The sequence below is a fragment of the Hallella seregens ATCC 51272 genome (assembly GCF_000518545.1).
Taxonomy (GTDB): domain Bacteria; phylum Bacteroidota; class Bacteroidia; order Bacteroidales; family Bacteroidaceae; genus Prevotella; species Prevotella seregens.
On record NZ_KI912451.1, the window covers coordinates 115,272 to 134,052 of the forward strand.

The 18,781-nt window shown below is 59.8% G+C and carries 9 protein-coding genes; 6 read left to right on the plus strand and 3 right to left on the minus strand.

Annotated elements, in window-relative coordinates; genetic code table 11:
* Positions 1–9: 9 nt before the first annotated feature.
* From L888_RS0111595 to L888_RS0111620, 6 genes are read left to right on the plus strand one after another with little or no spacing between them, the layout of a single operon-like run.
* Positions 10–1,737, plus strand: a complete 1,728-nt coding sequence (locus tag L888_RS0111595) for a RagB/SusD family nutrient uptake outer membrane protein (RefSeq protein ID WP_027953001.1) — start codon at positions 10–12, stop codon at positions 1,735–1,737.
* A 30-nt stretch (positions 1,738–1,767) separates the two neighbouring features.
* A complete protein-coding gene (locus L888_RS0111600) occupies positions 1,768–3,840 on the plus strand; it encodes a fasciclin domain-containing protein (RefSeq protein ID WP_005845523.1) in 2,073 nt (690 codons plus the stop codon).
* A gap of 32 nt (positions 3,841–3,872) precedes the next feature.
* A complete protein-coding gene (locus L888_RS0111605; RefSeq protein ID WP_027953002.1) occupies positions 3,873–5,555 on the plus strand; it encodes a fasciclin domain-containing protein in 1,683 nt (560 codons plus the stop codon).
* 30 nt (positions 5,556–5,585) lie between these two features.
* The gene (locus L888_RS0111610; RefSeq protein ID WP_084567369.1) at positions 5,586–8,876 is read left to right on the plus strand and encodes a SusC/RagA family TonB-linked outer membrane protein; all 3,291 of its coding nucleotides are present in this window, start codon (positions 5,586–5,588) and stop codon (positions 8,874–8,876) included.
* Between the two features lie 20 nt (positions 8,877–8,896).
* Positions 8,897–10,660: a RagB/SusD family nutrient uptake outer membrane protein gene (locus tag L888_RS0111615; RefSeq protein ID WP_027953004.1), complete on the plus strand. Its 1,764-nt coding sequence runs from the start codon at positions 8,897–8,899 to the stop codon at positions 10,658–10,660.
* A 19-nt stretch (positions 10,661–10,679) separates the two neighbouring features.
* Complete coding sequence (locus L888_RS0111620) at positions 10,680–14,363, plus strand: glycosyl hydrolase (protein ID WP_027953005.1); 3,684 nt, start codon at positions 10,680–10,682, stop codon at positions 14,361–14,363.
* A gap of 673 nt (positions 14,364–15,036) precedes the next feature.
* Here L888_RS0111620 and L888_RS0111625 read toward each other — a convergent pair.
* The 3 genes from L888_RS0111625 to L888_RS0111635 all read right to left on the minus strand — a co-directional run bounded on the left by L888_RS0111625 (position 15,037) and on the right by L888_RS0111635 (position 18,658).
* Positions 15,037–16,623, minus strand: coding sequence for a calycin-like domain-containing protein (locus tag L888_RS0111625; protein ID WP_027953006.1), 1,587 nt, complete (start codon positions 16,621–16,623; stop codon positions 15,037–15,039).
* 51 nt (positions 16,624–16,674) lie between these two features.
* Positions 16,675–17,427, minus strand: coding sequence for a porin family protein (locus L888_RS0111630; protein ID WP_027953007.1), 753 nt, complete (start codon positions 17,425–17,427; stop codon positions 16,675–16,677).
* Between the two features lie 64 nt (positions 17,428–17,491).
* Entirely contained in the window at positions 17,492–18,658 is a 1,167-nt protein-coding gene (locus tag L888_RS0111635) for a PCMD domain-containing protein (RefSeq protein ID WP_027953008.1), read from the minus strand.
* Positions 18,659–18,781: the final 123 nt, after the last annotated feature.

Sequence of the window (18,781 nt, forward strand, 5' to 3'; positions counted from 1 at the left end):
GAGACGATTATGAAACGTAAGAATATATTTAATCACATCATAGCTTCGGCCTGCTTGCTGCTGGGCTTCTCCTCGTGCGGTGATTTCCTGCAGGTTGAGCCTCAGAACGAAATCATTTTGGAGAAGTTCTGGAACGAGAAAGCCGACGTGGACGGCATCATCCTCGGCTGTTACGCGGGCATGCAGTCCGACAATATGCTCATGCGCATGATGGTGTGGGGCGAGTTTCGCAGCGACAACATCGGCCGCGGACAGAATCTGGACAAGGATGCCAGCCTGGAAAACGTGCTCAAGGAGAACCTCACGGCCTCGAATGCCTACACCACTTGGGACCAGTTCTACAACATCATCAACCGGTGCAACAACGTCATCAAGTACGCGCCCGGCGTGGCTAAAAAGGATCCGGGCTTCTCGGACAGCGAGTTGCGGGCCGACATCGCCGAGGTTTCTGCCCTGCGCGACCTGTGCTACTTCTATCTTATCCGCACTTTCCGTGACGTGCCTTACTCCACAACGGCCTACACGGACGACGACCAAGTGATGGATCTTCCGGCCACAAGCTTCGACGTCGTGCTCGACAGCCTCATCACCGACCTTGAAAAGGTGAAAGATGATGCCGTGCAGACCTATCCCTCGGGCACCGAGGCAGAGGCTCTCTTCCAGACCAGCCGCATCACCAGAGAGGCCATTCACGCCATGCTCTGCGAGATGTACCTGTGGAAGCAGGACTATCAGAAGTGCATTCAGTATGCTGATCTTGTCATCAATGCCAAGAAAGTGCAGGCTGAGGAGAGGCAGAGAACCAGCTACAATGTCGCCGATTACAGCAAGTTCGGCGGCTATCCCCTCATTAGTGAAGGCTCTTATGGCTCGTCCACCACGTTTGGCAGTGCCTACAATGCCATCTTCGGAGAGGGCAACAGTTCCGAGAGCATTCTGGAGCTTACCTTCATGCCGGGCGACAATATGCCGAGCAATGGCGCGGTGAATCTGTGTTATGGGTTCCACAACAGCGGGCTGCCCACATTGGGGTATGCCTCGGTATCGTCCTACGTGGGCGACGATGTGAGCTCGCAAGTCTTCAATGTTTTCAACAATAAGTACGATGCCCGCTACTACGAGAACGTGCTCCTCGGCATGATGATTGGCAAGTATGTGTACGCCGAGTCCAGAATCGACTTCTCCGGCAGCACGCCCACTGTGACCTTTTCTCGCATTTACACCGAGAAGAAGAACAAGAGCAACTGGATTCTCTACCGCCTCACGGACATCATGTTGTTGAAAGCTGAGGCCCTGACACAGCTCATGAGCAATGCCGCCGAGCTCTCCAACGAGGACCAGAACTACAAGAACGCTGCTTTCTCGCTCGTGACGGCCGTGAACAAGCGCTCGATTTGCCAAGCCACGCTGAAAGATACACTCGACCCGAAGAAGTACACCAGCAAGGCCGACATTGAGAATCTGGTGCTGGAAGAGCGTCACCGCGAGCTCATGTTTGAGGGCAAGCGTTGGTACGACTTGGTGCGCCGCTCGCGCCGCGACGGCAACACCCGCTACCTGTCCACCCAGGTGCTGCAGAAGTTCTCCTCCAATACCTCTGCCATTCAGGACAAGCTGGCCAAGATGGATGCCGTGTTCTGGCCCTACAACGTGGACGAGCTCAAGGTGAACAAGAACCTTAAACAGAACCCGGCTTTCGGTAGTGGCGAGAACGGCAACTACGACAAGACAAAATAAGGCTTACGTAAGAAACATAACTTCAGCAATATGAAACGCTTCAAATATTTCATACTCTGCGCCATCTGTGCGCTGGGCAGTCTGGGTGTTACCGGCTGCTCCGACGACCCTGGTGCAGAAAACTATTATACCTTTAAGGGTGAGATGATGAGCGACTACATCACCAACCGGCCACAATACAGCGACTTCGCGCATATTGTGAGGCAGGCTGGCCTGATGGACATCCTCTCGGCCTACGGCCACTACACCTGTTTCCTGCCCTCCAACGACGTGGTGAGAGCCTATCTCAAGAAGAAAGGCATTGCCTCCGTGGAGTCATTGAGCGTGGCAGAGTGCGACACCATCGCATGCAGCCACCTCGTGAACAACATGTACGCCACCATCGACATGAACGACGGTACGCTTAACACCGCCAACATGAACAGGCGTTACATCCAGATTACCCATACCACCGACTCGGCTCAGAACTCTGTGGTGCAGCTCAACCGCATGTCGCGTATCATCTTCACGCTTAAGGACGACTCCGTGGAGAACGGCATTGTGCAGCCCATCGACGTGCTGCTCGAGAACTCCAACAGCTCCATCGCCGACATTCTGGAGGCCAACGACAAGGTGAGCATGTTCTACAATGCACTGGTTGCCACGGGTCTCCGCGACTCCCTGACCAAGGTCAAGGACGAGAGCTACGAGGGCAGGAACCGCTCCACCTATTCTTATACGTCGGACTTCTGGCATGAGATTGCCGTGGCTCCGGACGAGAAGAAGTATGGTTATACGGTGTTTGTAGAGCCCGACAGCCTGCTCCGGGCCAAGCTTTCCCAGCGAGGCATCTCCACTTCCGAGGGCGAAGTAAGGGCTCTCTACGACCTGGCCTGCCAGCTCTACGACCCCGTCTTTGGCAATGATGCCGACTATCAGGCCGCCCGCGACTTTAGCAAGATAGCCGACCGCTATAATCCGCTCAATATGTTCGTGGCCTATCACATCCTCACGCGCGACGTGATTGGATGGAACAAGCTCACGCCGCTGGAGCTTCATCAGGGTATTGTGGATGGCGCCATTGGCATCAAGACCGACAAGATGAACCCCAACGATTGGTATGAAACCATGCTTCCCCGCACCATGATGAAGCTCGAACAGCTCACCGTGCGCCAGTACCTCGGTGCCGGAACGCTCGGCCAGCGTTATATCAACCGCCGCGTCGACGACCGCTATGCCATCGAGGGTGCCATGGTGAAGCCCACCGTCGAGGATGCCTACACCCAGGACGCTCCCAACGGCCGCTATTTCTACGTGACCGACCTCGTTGCTTTCGACTACGACACCCAGAACAAGGTGATGAACGACCGCATCCGCATGGACTTCGCCACCATTTTCCCCGAGGTGATGACCATGAACATGCGCCTCAACGGCGACCCCACCAAGGACGATGTGAGCAGCAAAGCCGACCAGACCTACAAGAACGGCAAGAACTATTACTTCCCCAATGGCTATCTTGACCACGTGACGATGAAAGGCAACGGCACGCTCGTTTACCGCCGTCCCCACTGGAACTTCTGGTCTTACGAGGGCGACGAGTTCAACCTCTTCGGCGACTACGACTTCGAGTTCCGTCTGCCGCCCGTGCCTTATGAGGGCGAGTACCAGATTCGCCTCGGCTTCTGCGCCCTGAATACCCGTGGCGTGGCTCAGGTCTACTTCGATGGAAAGCCCCAAGGCATTCCTGTAGACATGCGCAAGCGGCTCACTGACGAGTCTATTCTGGGTAACAAGTTTGGCACCAAGAACTGGTCCAAGATGACCGACGACGAGAAAGCCGAGGATCAAAAGATGCTGAAAAACTTGGGTTACTACCGCGGTCCTTACGGTGGTTACCACTCCAATGGCTCCGTCATCAACGAGTTTGTCGACAACCCCCGCACCTATCGACTGGTGCTTTGCCAGGTACACATTAATCCCAAAACCGACCACTACCTGCGCATCCGCTGTACGTCGTCTGCCAAACTGGGCAACAACAACGAGTTCATGATGGACTTTCTGGAGATTGTTCCCAAGAGTGTGTATGGCGTGACATCGGCCGGACAGATGGAGTCTGACCTGTAATCACGAAGGATATTCAAAAAGAACCAATCAATATGAAATGCTATAATATGTACAAGAAAGTCTTGGGCGCGGTTGTCGTCGCCCTGGCTTTCATGGGATGCTCCGATGAGTGGAACGAGCATTACAATGCCTCGACCGGTGCCACGGGCACCCTTTGGGAGGCCATCTCCTCGGACAACGACTTGTCCAACTTTGCCCGCGTGGTGAAAGCCTGCGGTTACGACACCACGCTTGTGGGCCGGCAGATCTTTACGGTCTTCGCTCCCACCAATGCAAACTTCACTTCTGCCGAGGCCGACTCCGTCATTTCCGTTTACCAACAGGAGAAAGCCCAGGGCATCAAGGACAAGGACAACGGGGCCGTCAAGGAGTTCTTGCAAAACCACATCGCCCTCTACAACTACTCTGTATCGGGAAGCAGCAACGATTCCATCGTCATGCTCAACGGCAAGTACGTGCAGCTCAAGGCCAATAGCTTCGGCGGTGAGCAGATTGTCTCGGCCAACAAGGCCTACGGCAACGGCGTGCTCTTCACGCTGAACCACAGGGTAAACTATTTCCCCAACATCTTCGAGTACCTGCGCAAGGATGCCGAGCTCGACTCTGTAGCCAACTTTCTCTACGCCTACAATAGGTATGTGTTTGACGAGAAGTCGAGTGTGCCTGGCGATATAGTGAACGGAAAGACCGTCTATCTCGACTCCGTGGTCAACCTGCAGAACGAACTCTTCCGTAGAATAGGCCTGCTCAACACCGAGGACAGCACTTATTGGATGGTGGCGCCGACCAATCAAGTGTGGGGCAAACTCATCAACGAGTACAAGTCTTACTTCAATTACGACAAGACCATCAACAAGCGCGACTCGCTCTGCGACGCCAACGCCGGCATGGCCATCCTTCGCGGTACGGCGTTCAGCCGCACGTCCAACCCCGAATCGGCCATCCGGGACTCGGCCATGTCGGTCAATGCCGTGCCCTATGTCGTGCGTTTCGCCTACTACGGTACGCCCAATGCCAAGTACTATCAGTACGACAAGCCCTTTGCTCCCGGCGGTGTGTTCGATGGAACACAGAACATTTCGTGCAGCAATGGCCGTGTGATGAAAGCCGCCGACTGGCACATTGACAAGACGCAAACTTTCTTCCAGACCATCTACGCCGAGGGAGAGAACTCCGATCGCCTCGACTCCGTGGACAGGCTATCCACTCAGGCTCCGCTCAGAATCGCCAGTGTGCAGTCGCGCAATCCGTTCTACGGCAAGCTTTCGGGCAACTCCTTTGCTAAAATTTTGCCGACCGGCACCTCCAGCAACACCATGGCCGTGTTCAATGTGCCCAGCGTTCTCTCCAACATTGGCTATGACATCTATGTGGTTACTGCCCCGGCTCTGGCCGACGACACCCTGGCATCGGCCATCGACCGTCTGGGCACCAAGTTCCGTGTGCGCCTGAGCCACAGCGACGAGAATGGAAGGCCACTCAACTCGCGCAACTGGATCACCCTGCAATCGACGCTGCGCACCACGCCCGATGCCATCGATACTTTCAAGGTGGGCACCAACGTCAAGTTGCCTTTCTGCTCCTATGGCAGCAACATCACACCGCAGGTGAAGATCATTTTCGACACCCGCGTGAGCAACAGCGAGGTGCGCAACGGCTCGTTCAACCGCAACCTGTATCTGGACTGCATCATCTTCAAGCCGCATGAGGACTAACCCCAATTCACTTTCACAAAATCAAGCCATATGAAAATCAAGAATATCATATTCTCTAACAAGCTGTCTGCCTTGGCCACGGCTGCAAGCTATGCGCTCCTTATGGGGATGATGGCGTTCCCGACGCATGCCTTGGCCCAGGACGACGAGAGCGACAACGATGTGGAAACCACCGTTCGCAAGCCGGCGGCACCGCAGAAGAAGAACTATCCCACCCGCACCATCAAGGGCCGTGTGCTGAGTTCGGGCAGCCACGCTCCCGTCTCGGGCGCACTGGTTAGTGCTACGGGTGTCGAGGGTTACAGTGTGCTGACCAAGGACGATGGCTCTTACGAGCTGAAGGTTCCCGTCTTTGTCAATGCCGTCACTGTGACCAATCCCAGCACCAATGCGCTGCAGATGGGTCTGGCCAAGGGCGAGCAGCAGAGAGACATCACCCTCTATCCCAAGACCTTTGCCCCCGACTACAACGACGCTGTCAGCCTGCGCAACGACAAGACTGCTTCTGATTTCCAGTACAGCAATGCCGTGAACGTCAAGGAGGAGATTCAGAAACAGCTCGGTGCCTATGCCTACACCGTGGGCCGCAACGGCACGCCCGGCATCGGCAGCAACATCTTTGTCCAGGGTCTCAACTCGCTCAATGTCAATGCCCAGCCCATCGTCGTGGTCGATGGCGTGCTCATCGACCAGCAGAACGGCCGTACCATGATTCACGACGGATTCTTCAACGACATCCTGTCCAACATCAATCCGTCCGACATCGAGCGTGTTACCGTGCTGCGCAACGGCACCGCCCTCTATGGAGCCAAGGGTGCCAACGGCGTGATCCTCGTCGAGACACACCGCAGCAAGAGCATGGCCACCCGCATCACGGCCAGTGCTTCGGCCGGTGTCACGCTTCTGCCCAAGTTCATCTCCATGATGGACGCCGACCAGTATCGCGGCTATGCCTCCGAGCTCTTGAAGACAACGAACACCCGCATCCGCGAATTCAAGTTCCTCAACGAGCATCCCGGCTACTACTATTACAAGCAGTACCACAACAACACCGACTGGAAGGACATGCTCTACCGCGATGCCCTCTCCATGAACTACGGCATCAACGTCGAGGGTGGCGACAACATCGCCAGCTACAACCTCTCTGTGGGCTACTCCAAGGTCAACAGCACGTTGGAATGCAACGACATGAACCGTCTGAACATCCGCTTCAACACCGACATCAATCTCATCGACAAGCTCTCCGTGCGCTTCGATGCCTCGTTCTCCAACCTCACCCGCGACATCCGCGACGACGGGGCACCCGAGAACTATACCGAGGGCACACCCACGGCTCCCTCGTTCCTGGGCTATGCCAAGAGTCCGTTCCTGAGTCCGTATGCCTACGGTCGCGGTGTTATTTCAGACACCCAGTTCGACATCACTCCCGAGAGCTACCTCGACGAAGCCCTGGCCGGCTATTCCAATTACAACTATCGTCTGGCCAACCCCGTGGCTTTCAACGAGTATGCCGAGGCCGAGAATAAGAACCGTTTCGAGAACTCTCTGCTCAACATTTCGGTGATGCCCAAGTACCAGCCCAACAGGCACCTCACCATCAGCGAGCACTTCAGCTACACGTTGGTCAACACCAACGAGAAGTATTACATCCCCATCAACGGCGTGCCTTCTTACTTTGTCAAGAACGTCAACGGCTATCGCACCAACGAAGTGCGCTCGCTCTTCTCCAAGCAGAACTCGGTCATGAGCGACACCCGCGTGGATTGGCACAACCGCTACGCCGCCCACGGCATCGAAGTCTTCGGTGGAGCCCGCGTCAACTGGGAGAACTACACGCTCAATTCACAGCTCGGTTACAACACCGGCAGCGACAAGACGCCATTCATGAGCTCCAGTCTGCGCAACGCTTCTTCCGCCGGTGCCAACGACAACTGGAACTCCGTGGCATGGTATGCCCAGGCCAACTATGACTATCTGGGCCGTTACTTCCTCCAGGCCAACCTCACGGTCGAGAGCTCCTCACGCTTCGGTAAGGAGGCCGGCGGCCTGAAACTCGCCGGCGTGTCATGGGGTGTCTTCCCCTCGGCACAGGCTTCCTGGGTGTTGAGCAACGAGCCTTGGCTGGCCCATTCGCGCTTTGTCAACTACCTGCGCCTCACGGCCGGTTACGACATCAGCGGCAACGACGACATCGACTACTACGCTTCCCGCAGCTACCTGCGCTCCAAGCTCTTCCTCAACACCATTGCGGGCCGCTCGCTCAGCGGCATCGGCAACACCGAAATCAAGTGGGAGACCACCAGCCGCTTCAATGTGGGCCTGGAGTCTAACCTGCTCAACAACCGCGTGCACCTCAATGCTAGCTTCTTCAAGAGCCGCACCAACGACCTGCTCACCCTGCAAAGTCTGAACTTCCTCTCCGGTCTCGACGAGAACTGGTCCAATGGAGGCAAGCTCGAGAACGTGGGCTTCGATGTGGCTGCCAGCGTCAAGGTGCTTGCCATGAAAGACCTGCAGTGGGAGCTCGGGGCCAGCGTGGGCCACTACAAGAACAAGATTACCAGCCTGCCCGACGGCAAGCAGTATTTTGACACCGAGCTCTACGGTGGCGTCATCCGCTCGCAGGTGGGCCGGGCCGCCAACTTGTTCTACGGCTACAAGACCGACGGCGTCTTTGCCACGACCGAACAGGCCAATGCCGCAGGCCTCTACGTGCTGGCCGCCAACGGCGTGACGAGGAATTACTTCGGTGCCGGCGACATGCACTTTGTCGATACCAACGGCGACCACGAGATTAACGAGAAAGACCGTGTGGTGATTGGCGACCCCAACCCCGACCTTTACGGCAACCTCTTCACCACGGTGAGCTACAAGCGTTTCAAGCTCGACGCCCGCTTCAACTACAGCCTTGGCGGCGACGTGTACAACTACATGCGCTCCCAGCTCGAGGGCGGCAGCCGCTTCATGAACCAGACAAACCATCTCCTGTCGCGCTGGCAGGTCGAGGGTCAGGTGACCGACGTGCCCCGCATCACCTTTCAGGACCCCATGGGCAACAGCCGCTTCAGCGACCGCTGGATAGAAGACGGTTCCTATCTCCGCCTGAAGACCATCACCCTCAGCTACGACATGCCCCTGCGTTCCTCGTTCCTTCAGGGACTGCAGTTCTGGATTCAGGCCAACAATGTCTTCACGCTGAGCAAGTATCTGGGCAGCGACCCCGAGTTCTCCATGACCTCATCGGTCATCGGCCAGGGTATCGACCTGGGCCAGATAGCCCAGAGCCGCTCGTTCGTGGCCGGTGTGAAGATTAATCTGTAACCCTATAACGTACACAAGATATGAAAGCAAAATATATTTTAGGCGGTGTGCTGGTAGCGGTCATGACGGTGTTCTCGTCCTGCAGTGACTTCTTCGAGCAGGACTCCAACCACGTCACCTTTACCGACAAGATGCATCTTGACGACCCCGCCGACACCATTTATTCGCTCACCGGCATCATGACGCAGCTGCAAAAGCTGGGCGACCGCACTGTCCTGCTGGGCGAGGCCCGCGGCGACCTGGTCGACGTGACCAATGCCGCAAGCTCCGACCTGCGTGATGTGGCCCTGTTCAACGTCGGCGACGACAACATGTACAACCGTCCGCGCGACTACTATGCCGTCATCAACAACTGCAACCTCTACATTGCCAAGGCCGACACGGCCCTGAAAAACAACCGCGGCCAGAGCATCTTCATGCGCGAGTATGCCGCCGTCAAGGCCTACCGTGCCTGGACCTACCTGCAGCTGGTCATCAATTATGGCCGCGTACCTTTCGTGACCGAGCCCATCCTCACCAAGGGGCAGAGCGAGGCCACCTACGAGACCAAGGACATTCTGGACGTGTGCAACTGGCTGGTCAAGGACATTGCCCCGCTGGCCGACGTGGAGCGGCCGGGCCTGGGCGTCATCGGCAGCACCGACTCCCGTCTGCTCTACTTCCCCGTCGCCGTCGTGCTGGGCGATCTGAACCTCTGGGCCGGCAACTACAAGGAGGCCGCCCAGGCCTACTACAAGGCTATCACCACGGCCAACGGCGCTAATTCGTTCTTCCCCATCGGTTCCAACAGTGTGCAATGGTTCGACACGCAGAACTGGGCGGGATTAGGCAATTCCTGGACCAGTCTGTTCAGGAGTGAGAACTATTCGACCGATCGCGAGCTCATCGCCATGATTCCCGGCGACTCCATCCCCTCCGATGGCAACTACAGCCAGCTGCGCAACATCTTCAACAGCAACATCCAAAACGATTACGAGGCGAGTCTCACCCCCTCGCAGGCCATCCAGAAGCTCTCCGAGGACCAGGTGTACTGTGTGGTAAACAGTAACGGCGACGTGTTCTATGCACCTCGCAACCTCAATATGCACCGCACGGGCGACCTGCGCCTGCTGTCTGCTTGGGTTACAGAGAACGGAACCTACAAGAACCGGCAGATCACTGCCCAGTCCATCACCAAGTATTACACGCGCAATGTCCACATCTACCGCCGTGCCATGCTCTACCTGCGCCTGGCCGAGGCCCTCAACCGTGCCGGTTATCCCCACTTCGCCTACCAGATACTCTCCTCGGGTGTCAACGACAGGGTCATTGCCGCCACCGTGCTGCCCTACTGCACCTCGGCGGCCGACTCGGCCTTTGTGAGCCAGTTCTCGTTCCCGTCGAACAGCAGCAACGGCTACATCCTGCCCGACCTCGCCAATCCCAACCTCTACTACAACACTATCGGCATCCATTCCCGCGGTTCCGGTTGGAGCCAATACAATGCCTATTACCGCATGCCCAACGACACCACGCTCGCCGGACAGGCCCTGCGCGACTATCAGATCGACCGCGTGGAGCGCATGATTGTCGATGAGAATGCCTTGGAATGTGCCTTTGAGGGCACCCGCTACTACGACCTCATGCGTGTGGCCCTGCGCCGCAACGACCCGTCGTTCCTGGCCGACCGCATCTATGCCCGCCGTGGCTCCGACCGCTCGGGCGAGATGAAGTCGGAGATTAAGAAAGACCTGCTCAATACCAAAAACTGGTTCCTCAGCTGGCAGGGAAAGATTGGACTTTAACCCATCAACAACGAAGCCCATGTTTATTCATCACAATTTCAAGAGGAGGGCGCTGACGGCAGCCCTTCTTTTTGCTCCTCTGGCCTTGGCCTTGGCCAACACCACGCAGGAGGTAGAACGGGTGACGGGCACCGTCTCCCTGAGTTCCCCCACCGACTATGTGGTCACGTCGCCCACGCCTTTTGCCACCGGCGCCGTGGTCGACATTGCCGATACCGAGCATGCCGTGCTCATTCTCAAGCATGTCAAGCCCTCGGTGGCCGGCAGTCTGCTGTCCCATGTGCGCATTGGCGGCCAGGCAGCCGTGGCCGGCACCAACTGTCAGGTCAGGATTTACGCCAACGGCAGCATCGTCATGCCCTATGCCAAGACGGTGAAACCCCTCACGGTCTACACCGGTCTCGACCAGACGGGCGATGCCGCGCAGTTTGCCGCAGGCTCCCGTCAGTCGCTCGGCGGCCAGCCGGTCAACAACCGCATCCGCAGCTTCCGCCTCAAGCGAGGCTATATGGTGACCTTCGCCACCAAGTCCGACGGCAAGGGCTACAGCCGCGTCTTCATTGCCGACGGGGCCGATCTCGCCGTCAATCTCCCGCCGATACTCGACAACAGCGTCTCTTCGCTGCGCGTCATGCAGTGGAACGATGTCAGCAAGAGGGGATACGCCGGCCGCGACAACACCGTCAACACCGCCCTCAACACCACCTGGTGCTACAACTGGGACGCCGGCAACGACAACTATGCCGACCGCGAGTTCGTCACCCAACGCCATCATGAGGCCGGCATCAAGAACGGAAAGTACGAGGGTGCCTGGCCTTCGGTGGCCGATTGCGGCAACAATGGCTCCTCGCCCCACATCCTTGGGCAGAACGAACCCGACAACACCGGCGACCCCCGCGAGGTGGTAACCAAGATAGAAGACCTGCTCGCCGTGTGGCCGGAACTCATGGCCACCGGCAAGCGCCTCGGCTCCCCGGCCATGTCGGGCAACCTGAACATGCTCTATCAGTTCCTCGACAGCATCGACGCCCGCGGCTGGCGGTGCGACTTTGTGGCCGTCCACTCCTACTGGTACAGCGACTGGGGCAGCTGGTTGTGGAACTTCAACAACATCCACAACCGCACCGGACGCCCCCTTTGGATCACCGAAATGAACTACGGCGCCAACTGGACGGGCTGGCCCGCCGGCAGCGACCGCTCGGGCAGTGCTTCCAATTTGGCCATCGAGAAGCAGCACATGGCCCCCATCCTCGACGGTCTGGAGAGCACCGGCTACGTGGAACGCTATGCCTTCTACAACCATGTGCAGGACTGCCGCGCCGCCTATCTCAACGGTTCGCTCACCCCCATCGGCGAGTATTATGCCAATCTGGAGTCGGGGCTGGCCTACAACAGTGCCCATGCCTACGTGCCCCGGCTGCCCGCCAGCAAGGGCGCACCGCGCGACCTGGAGGTCAAGTTCAACAGCCAGACCGGCACGGCGGCCCTCGCCTGGCATGAGCCCACGGGCGAATACAACCAGAGCATGACCGTGGAACGCCGCCGCGGCAGCGAGGGCTGGCAGGTCGTGGCCACCGTGGCCCTGCAGGAAGACGGGGCCGACTACACGCAGACCCTGTCCGACACCCGCGACGGCGACCAGCTGCGCATCCATGTGGTCTATGCCGATGGCAAGGACTACTACTCCAAGACCGTTGCCGCCGTGCCCTCACAGCTGGCTGCCGGCGATGCCGTCACCGTGGACGGCGCCACCCGCTACGTGGGCGGCAACCTGCTTGTCAACGGCGACTTCGAGCTCGGCACCGCCGGATGGACCAACGGCGAGGGCCACGAGCTGGGCCAGCCCCACTTCGAGGTGTTCCCCATGGGCGGCTACGAGGGAGCCTATCTGCAGGCCTTCTCCAACACCGCGACCGAGACTGCCGGGGCGGTGAAGACGTTTGTCACCCTGGAGCCCAACGCCGACTACTACTGTGCGGCCGCCACCCGTTTCGACGGCGTCACCTACAACCACTTCGCCCTCACCGCCGATGGCACCACCGAGGCGCAGGTGCCGCTCAGCCTGGCCGCCTCCACCACGTGGAGCAAGCAGGCTGCCACCTTCAACTCGGGCTCCTACACGCGAGGCATGTTCTCTTTCCGCCGTCTGGGCGGCAAGGCGCAGTTCGACCAGCTGCAGCTCTCCCGTCTCTATGCTACCCGTCAGGAGGCCTTGGCCGACGGCCTTGCCTGCACTCGGCAGCACGCCGCAGCGGTGGCCCAGGCCTGTGCCACGGCCCTGCCGCAGCTGGCCGAGTGGCTCAAGGCCGAGGCGCAAGCCCATGCCGAAGCCTCGTCCGAAGACATTGCGGCCATCGCTGCCGCCGCCCGTCAGACGCTGGCCGCCCTGCGCCTCAAGCCCCGGGCCGACTCGCTGCTGGCCTTGGCCCAGGTGGCCGTGGCCGAGCAATTGCCCGGCCATGAGACCGTAGCCGCCGCCCGGCAGGCCCTCGAACAGCCCTCGTCGGCCGAGGCCTACGCCCAGGCCACAGCTGCACTGAAGCAGGCCGTGGAGGCTTGTCTGCCTTTTGTCGCCACCGACAGGGTAGCCAAGGGCGACTTCGCCGGCGAGACGGCCTATGGCTGGGACGTGAAGACCGGCACCTACACCGGCGGCACACAGGCCGCCGCCACCGTGGCCGGCAAGACCTGCTGGAGCGCGCTGTGGACGGGCGTTCCCGCCAGTGCGGGCACCAGCCAGACCATGGCCATCGGGCAGCGCATCACCGGCGTGCCCCACGGCCTCTACATGCTCACGTGCAAGGCCGCTGCCCAGCACTACACGCTCTCCGACCAGCACGCCTATCTGCGCACGCGTACAGACAGCATGGTCTCGCCGAAGCTCTCGTCCGACTGGCTCGACATGCCCATGGTGGCCGATGCCGACAAGTGGCAAACGCTGGCCACGGTGCCCGTTTACGTGGCCGAGGGCGACACGCTCACGGTGGGATTCGCCTCGAGCAAGCTGGGCGCCACGGACTATGCCTGGCGCGAATATGGCAATGCCACGTCCACGGGCGACCGTCGCGAGGGCTCCTGGGCGGCCACCGACTTCGTGCTCTGCCACCTGCCCGTCTACCACACCACGGTGGATGCCTCGGGCTGGAGCACGCTCTGTCTGCCCTATAAGGCACAGCCCACGCAGGGTGTGCGCTTCTATCGCATTGCCGGTCTGACGGCCGACTCCTCGCGCGTCTGCCTGGAGCCCATCGCCGAGACCGAAGCCGGGGTGCCCTGCGTGGTGCACAGCGACCACCCCGACGTGGTCATCACCGAGAGCGGACAGGCCGTGACCCGTCCCGGCACGGGCGACAACAACCTGCGCGGCATGCTCAAGACCACGGCCCGCGCCCCGCAACACAGCCTCACGCTGGTGAACGGCATGTGGGTGGACCAGGACAACGCCGACCGCAACAAGCGTCCTTACCTGGCCGACTTCCAGGCTTTCATCACCAAGCTCGACGGCATGACGGTGCTTGAGGGCTGGACGGGCGAGTCGTTGCCCATCACCACGGCCACGGGCGTGCGCGGCATCACGACGACTGCCGACGGCGCAGAGACCTACTTCACGCTCGACGGCCGCCGCGTGTCCGACGTTTCGCACTTGGGTGTGTACATCCGCGTGAAAGACGGCAAGGCTGTCAAGGTGGTGCGCAGCCGCTGAATGTGACATAGATTACCTCATGGTGCAGCCTCCGCTGCCGCCTCCCCTCCCGCTGTTTTCCTTGGAGACAACGGGGCAGGGAGGCGGCAGCGGAGGCTGCTTCGTTGGTGCCCGCGTCGCGTTTAGCCCTTATTGGCGTCGCGACAAAGCCGTCATCGCGCGGCGTTTGCGGCGTAGACACATCGCGTTTACGGTGTCGTGGTTGCGCGTCCGCGGTGGGTTTTAGACATAACAACATATTTGACAGATGGCTGGCGCGGTGTTTTTAAAGACATAGTAACAGATTAACATATGGCTGGCGCGATGTTTTTTAGACATAACAACATATTGAACATATGGCTGCGCCACGGTTGTCGGAGTATGAGTGTAGGGTTTGGCCCGCAACGCCAACACCCCATGATTCACCGCTCGAACCATCTGTTGAATATGTAGTTATGTCTAAAAAACACCGCGCCAGCCATCTGTTCAATATGTTGTTATGTCTAAAAAACATTGCACGAGCCATCTGTCAAATATGTTGTTATGTCTAAAAACCATGGCGCAGCCGGTATGTCTCCCGTTGTTCTGTCAAAAAAAGCACGTGGATCCAACGGGGGAACCACGTGCTTGGGTCTAATCATGATGTGTCGTGAGCTCCTGCGCACGGGGGCGCAGGACGGTACATCTGTCGCGTTTACCGCTTGAACACCTTGATGCGCTTGCCGTCTCGCTCGACGATGTAGGCGTGTCCGGGCTGCATGGAGCCGACGCGCTGGCCCTGAAGGTTGTAGATCGCGGTGGAGGTGGCGGCGGGCTGGGCCGAGGGCAGCGTGTCGATGCCCGTCACGGCACCCGGCAGCAGGAGCACGTATGTCTTGCTCGACTTCAGGTCGGCCGAGGCCAGCGTGATGTGGGCCACGGCACCGTCGGCCGTGCTCTCCAGCTGTTTGAAGATTTTAGGAGCGTCGGCGTAGGCCATGATGTCTTCGGGCGTGGTGATGACGGCGGCTATCGATTTCAGCGACATCGTGTCGGCCACGGCTACTTCCTGGCCGCGCACGGTGAGCTTGCGGAGTGTCACGTCCTGATTGTAGACGAGGCTGATGTCGTCCACATAGAGCGTATCGGTGGAGCCTTGGCCCGCGTCGGCGTTGGTCGAGATGGTGACGAGCAGGGCCCGCGGGGTGGAGGGGTTGTCCAGATACTCAAAGGGAATCATGAGATGCTGCCATTCGCCGCCGCGTGTGGCGATGGTTTTGTTCACGGCGTGGCCCAGTACGTTGCTGTAGGCCTTGTCCTGCGGGTCCTGATAATAGGTTCCGTCGGTCACGGCTGCGCTCACCGTAGCATAGGGATGCTCGGCGTTGGGCGTGCCTTGGATGAACTTCACCCACACCGAGAGCGAGTCGGGCTTGCCGTTGAGCACGGTGTAGAAGGGGTCTCCGTTGCCGTCCTTGTCGGTCACGCTCATGTCGAGGGCGGCGTGGTTGGAGGGATCGGCGGGAGTGAAAGAGCCTGTATTCATGCGGCCCGTGGTGATGGTGCCGTTGGCTATGGCGATGAACATGTTTGTAGAGGTGAGCATCACGCTGTTGCGGCCGGTGGAGCCGGGGCGCGTTTCATGGCTGATGAACGTGTGGGGATTGTATCCGGCCATCCAGACCAGCGCGGGATTGCCCGACGCGCTCATGAACGAGTGCCAGGCATTGGGCTCGTCGCTGGTCACGGATTCGTGCTCGGCCTCGGGCTCGTCGGGGTCGGCCGGAGCGTAAAGCGTGGCTTTGTGGAACTGCTCGAAGCCGGGGTTGGCCAGCTGGTAGCCGCCGTTGCCGAAAGTTACCTGGATGGTTTGATGGAGCGACGCCTGCATGTCGATGTTGATCACGGCGTAGAGCTTGTCGCCGCGCTGCTCGGCCATTAGCTTCACGGGCACTTGGCCCAGCAGCGTCGGGCCCACCCAGATGCCGCTTGGAGAGTCTCCCTCGCCCGGCTGGATGGCGATGGTCTGGTCGGTCAGAAGCGTGGTGACACCGTCTTGAGTGGTACCCGGCACGTTGTTCACCTCAATGTTGCCGATGCCCATCTGCTGTCCGCCTATGGCCATGACGAAGTTTTTCAGGGCGAAGGCATAGCGGCCGTCGGCCTGTTGGTTGAGCGAGATGGTGGCGGGCTGCGTGGTGATGCTGCCGTTCACGTTGACTTCGAGGCTGTCGGTATAGTCGGTAGCCGAGGCCGTGAGTACGCATAGTGAGAATGCGACGGAAGTAAAGAGTCTGTTCATACGTTGTTTTTTGTTGATGTGAATACTAAGTTGGGTTGTCGTGGGGCACGGTTATCGGAGCCGGTAGGTGAGTCCGAAAGTGCCGAAAATGGGGTAGAGCGTCTGCTCGATGGTCTTGAAACTGCTGCGGTGCACGCCGCTGAGGCCCCAACTCAGGTCGGCATAGAGGCCGAGCCGGCCGCGCGGGTTCCAGTCGGCCCCGATGTCGAGGCCCCACTGCAGGTGCCGCATGTCGTCGGAGAAGTCGTAGGAGCCGCGTGTGGCCGGGTCGTCGCCCAGCGTTACCTTGGCTCCTGTGGGGTCGCCCACGCGCAGATAGCCGTTGTGGGCATAGCCCGTGAACGAGCGGTCGACGAGGACAGAGACGTAGGGGCCGAAGCGCAGGGCCACCGTCGAGGCGGGCGACCACACGGCCTGCAGGGGCACGGAGACCATCCACTGGTGCACCTGGGTGGTGACGTCGCCCGTGAAGCGGCCGGTCAGCGACTCGCCGCCGCGCACGATGTCCTCGTGATAGTCCTTGACGCGGGCGTCCTCGTCCATGCTCTTATTCTCGAAACGCAGGCCCAGCAGCGCGCCCCAGTGTGGCGCGAGCGGCTTCACGGCATCGAGGCCGAAGCTCAGATTGGGCTGCAAGCGGTAGCTGTTGAGGCCCCGGATGGAGGTAGGCAGCCCCACGGGAGCCGTGCCGCCGAGGCTGTAGCCCAGGCGGGCGCGCAGGGTCATGTCGGCGGTGAAGCCCGAGGCCCGGGCGGGGAGGACGGCCAGCCCGAGGGCAGCGGCCAGGAGGAGTATCATTTTCATGATGGATGCGGGGGAAATGGTGGGGTGTGATGTCGGGAAACGGGGTTGGGGCTGCCGGCGGCGGCTACTCGGCCTTGCGGCAGACGACGCGCACCTGGTCGATGCAGAGCTGCGAGCCGACGGCTCCCTCGAACAGGTCGCCCTCGTTGCTCGACGAGAAGACGATGGCGAGGCTGTAGCTGCGGTTGGTGAGCAGGTCGTAGTCGATGGCCTGCCGATAGTCGAAGTCGAGGCGGAAAGCCGTCCACTCGGCTGTGGGCGGCACGGTGCCCATGTCGGCAATGGCCACAATCTGCGGGCTGGTCTTTACGTCGTCGCCGTGCAGGGAGAGGCTGCGCCCCTGGTCGTCGTGGTTGCGGTAGAGCACGGCATAGATGGCGGCCTGGTCTGTGCGGCCCTCGACGGGCTGTCCGTTCTTGTCCTGATAGACGGGGCCGGGCTGATATTTGTAGAATCCGGTGAGGGCGAGCGGCTCGCGGTCGAAAGGCACGCCGAAGCTCGTGGCCCGCAGGGCATCGCTCAGGGCGTTGGTCACGTCGAACGCGCCGAGGAAGAAATTGCCGGCCGCCAGCCGCTTTCTGGCCAGTACGCCAAAGGGTCCCGTGCTGCGCGTGGTGAGCTGCAGGCCGTAGCCCGAGCGGCCCTGGGCGAGCGGCGCCGAGGGATACTCCTCGGCACGGGCTGAGCCCATGCTCAGGCGGAAGCCCGGATTGCCGTTGGCCCAGTCGTTGGCCAGCGTGCCGTCTTCGAGCGGGTTGTGCCAGATGTAGTACTTGCCCTCGCGCGGTTCCAGCTCGAAATGCTCGAAGTCGTAGGCCACGGTGTCGTTCACCGTGCGCACCACGGGCACGAAAGCCACGGTGTAGTCACGGTGCCAGAGCTGGTTTTCGGAGGTGACACGGTAGTGCCGGCGCCCGCCCTGGCGGGCGTCCACCGTGCCGCCGGTGGGAGTGATGGTGGCTCCCGGCGTGAGGATAAAGCGGGGTTGCAGCGTGGAAAGGTCGGCCTCGTGGCTGTGGCGCACGCTGAAAGTGATGAGGCTGTCGGCCGAGGCCACGCGCTGCAGCGTGTCGGCCAGGCTGAACAACGTGCCCAGCGGATGGTCCAGATGCAGGCTCACCTGCTCAATGTCGCACTCGGCATTGAGCGGCTCCTCCTTGAAACACGAGGCAAGCGTGGTACATGTCAATAATCCGGCAAGCAGTCCTGTATGCAATCTATATCCTTTCATTGGTGCAAAATTACGGCATTTATTTTGGCTGACAAAGGTTTTGTGGCAGAAATGGCGGGCGGTGGCGGCTAAATCGCCTGATTTTGGATTATTTAAGCCGGCAAGGCCGCGACTCTCGCATAA

Bases quoted from the DNA above. Each gene is read 5' to 3' on its own strand.
- L888_RS0111625 (WP_027953006.1), bottom strand. From the start codon at position 16,623: ATGAACAGACTCTTTACTTCCGTCGCATTCTCACTATGCGTACTCACG.
- L888_RS0111635 (WP_027953008.1), bottom strand. From the start codon at position 18,658: ATGAAAGGATATAGATTGCATACAGGACTGCTTGCCGGATTATTGACA.
- L888_RS0111610 (WP_084567369.1), top strand. From the start codon at position 5,586: ATGAAAATCAAGAATATCATATTCTCTAACAAGCTGTCTGCCTTGGCC.
- L888_RS0111600 (WP_005845523.1), top strand. From the start codon at position 1,768: ATGAAACGCTTCAAATATTTCATACTCTGCGCCATCTGTGCGCTGGGC.
- L888_RS0111620 (WP_027953005.1), top strand. From the start codon at position 10,680: ATGTTTATTCATCACAATTTCAAGAGGAGGGCGCTGACGGCAGCCCTT.
- L888_RS0111615 (WP_027953004.1), top strand. From the start codon at position 8,897: ATGAAAGCAAAATATATTTTAGGCGGTGTGCTGGTAGCGGTCATGACG.
- L888_RS0111605 (WP_027953002.1), top strand. From the start codon at position 3,873: ATGAAATGCTATAATATGTACAAGAAAGTCTTGGGCGCGGTTGTCGTC.
- L888_RS0111630 (WP_027953007.1), bottom strand. From the start codon at position 17,427: ATGAAAATGATACTCCTCCTGGCCGCTGCCCTCGGGCTGGCCGTCCTC.
- L888_RS0111595 (WP_027953001.1), top strand. From the start codon at position 10: ATGAAACGTAAGAATATATTTAATCACATCATAGCTTCGGCCTGCTTG.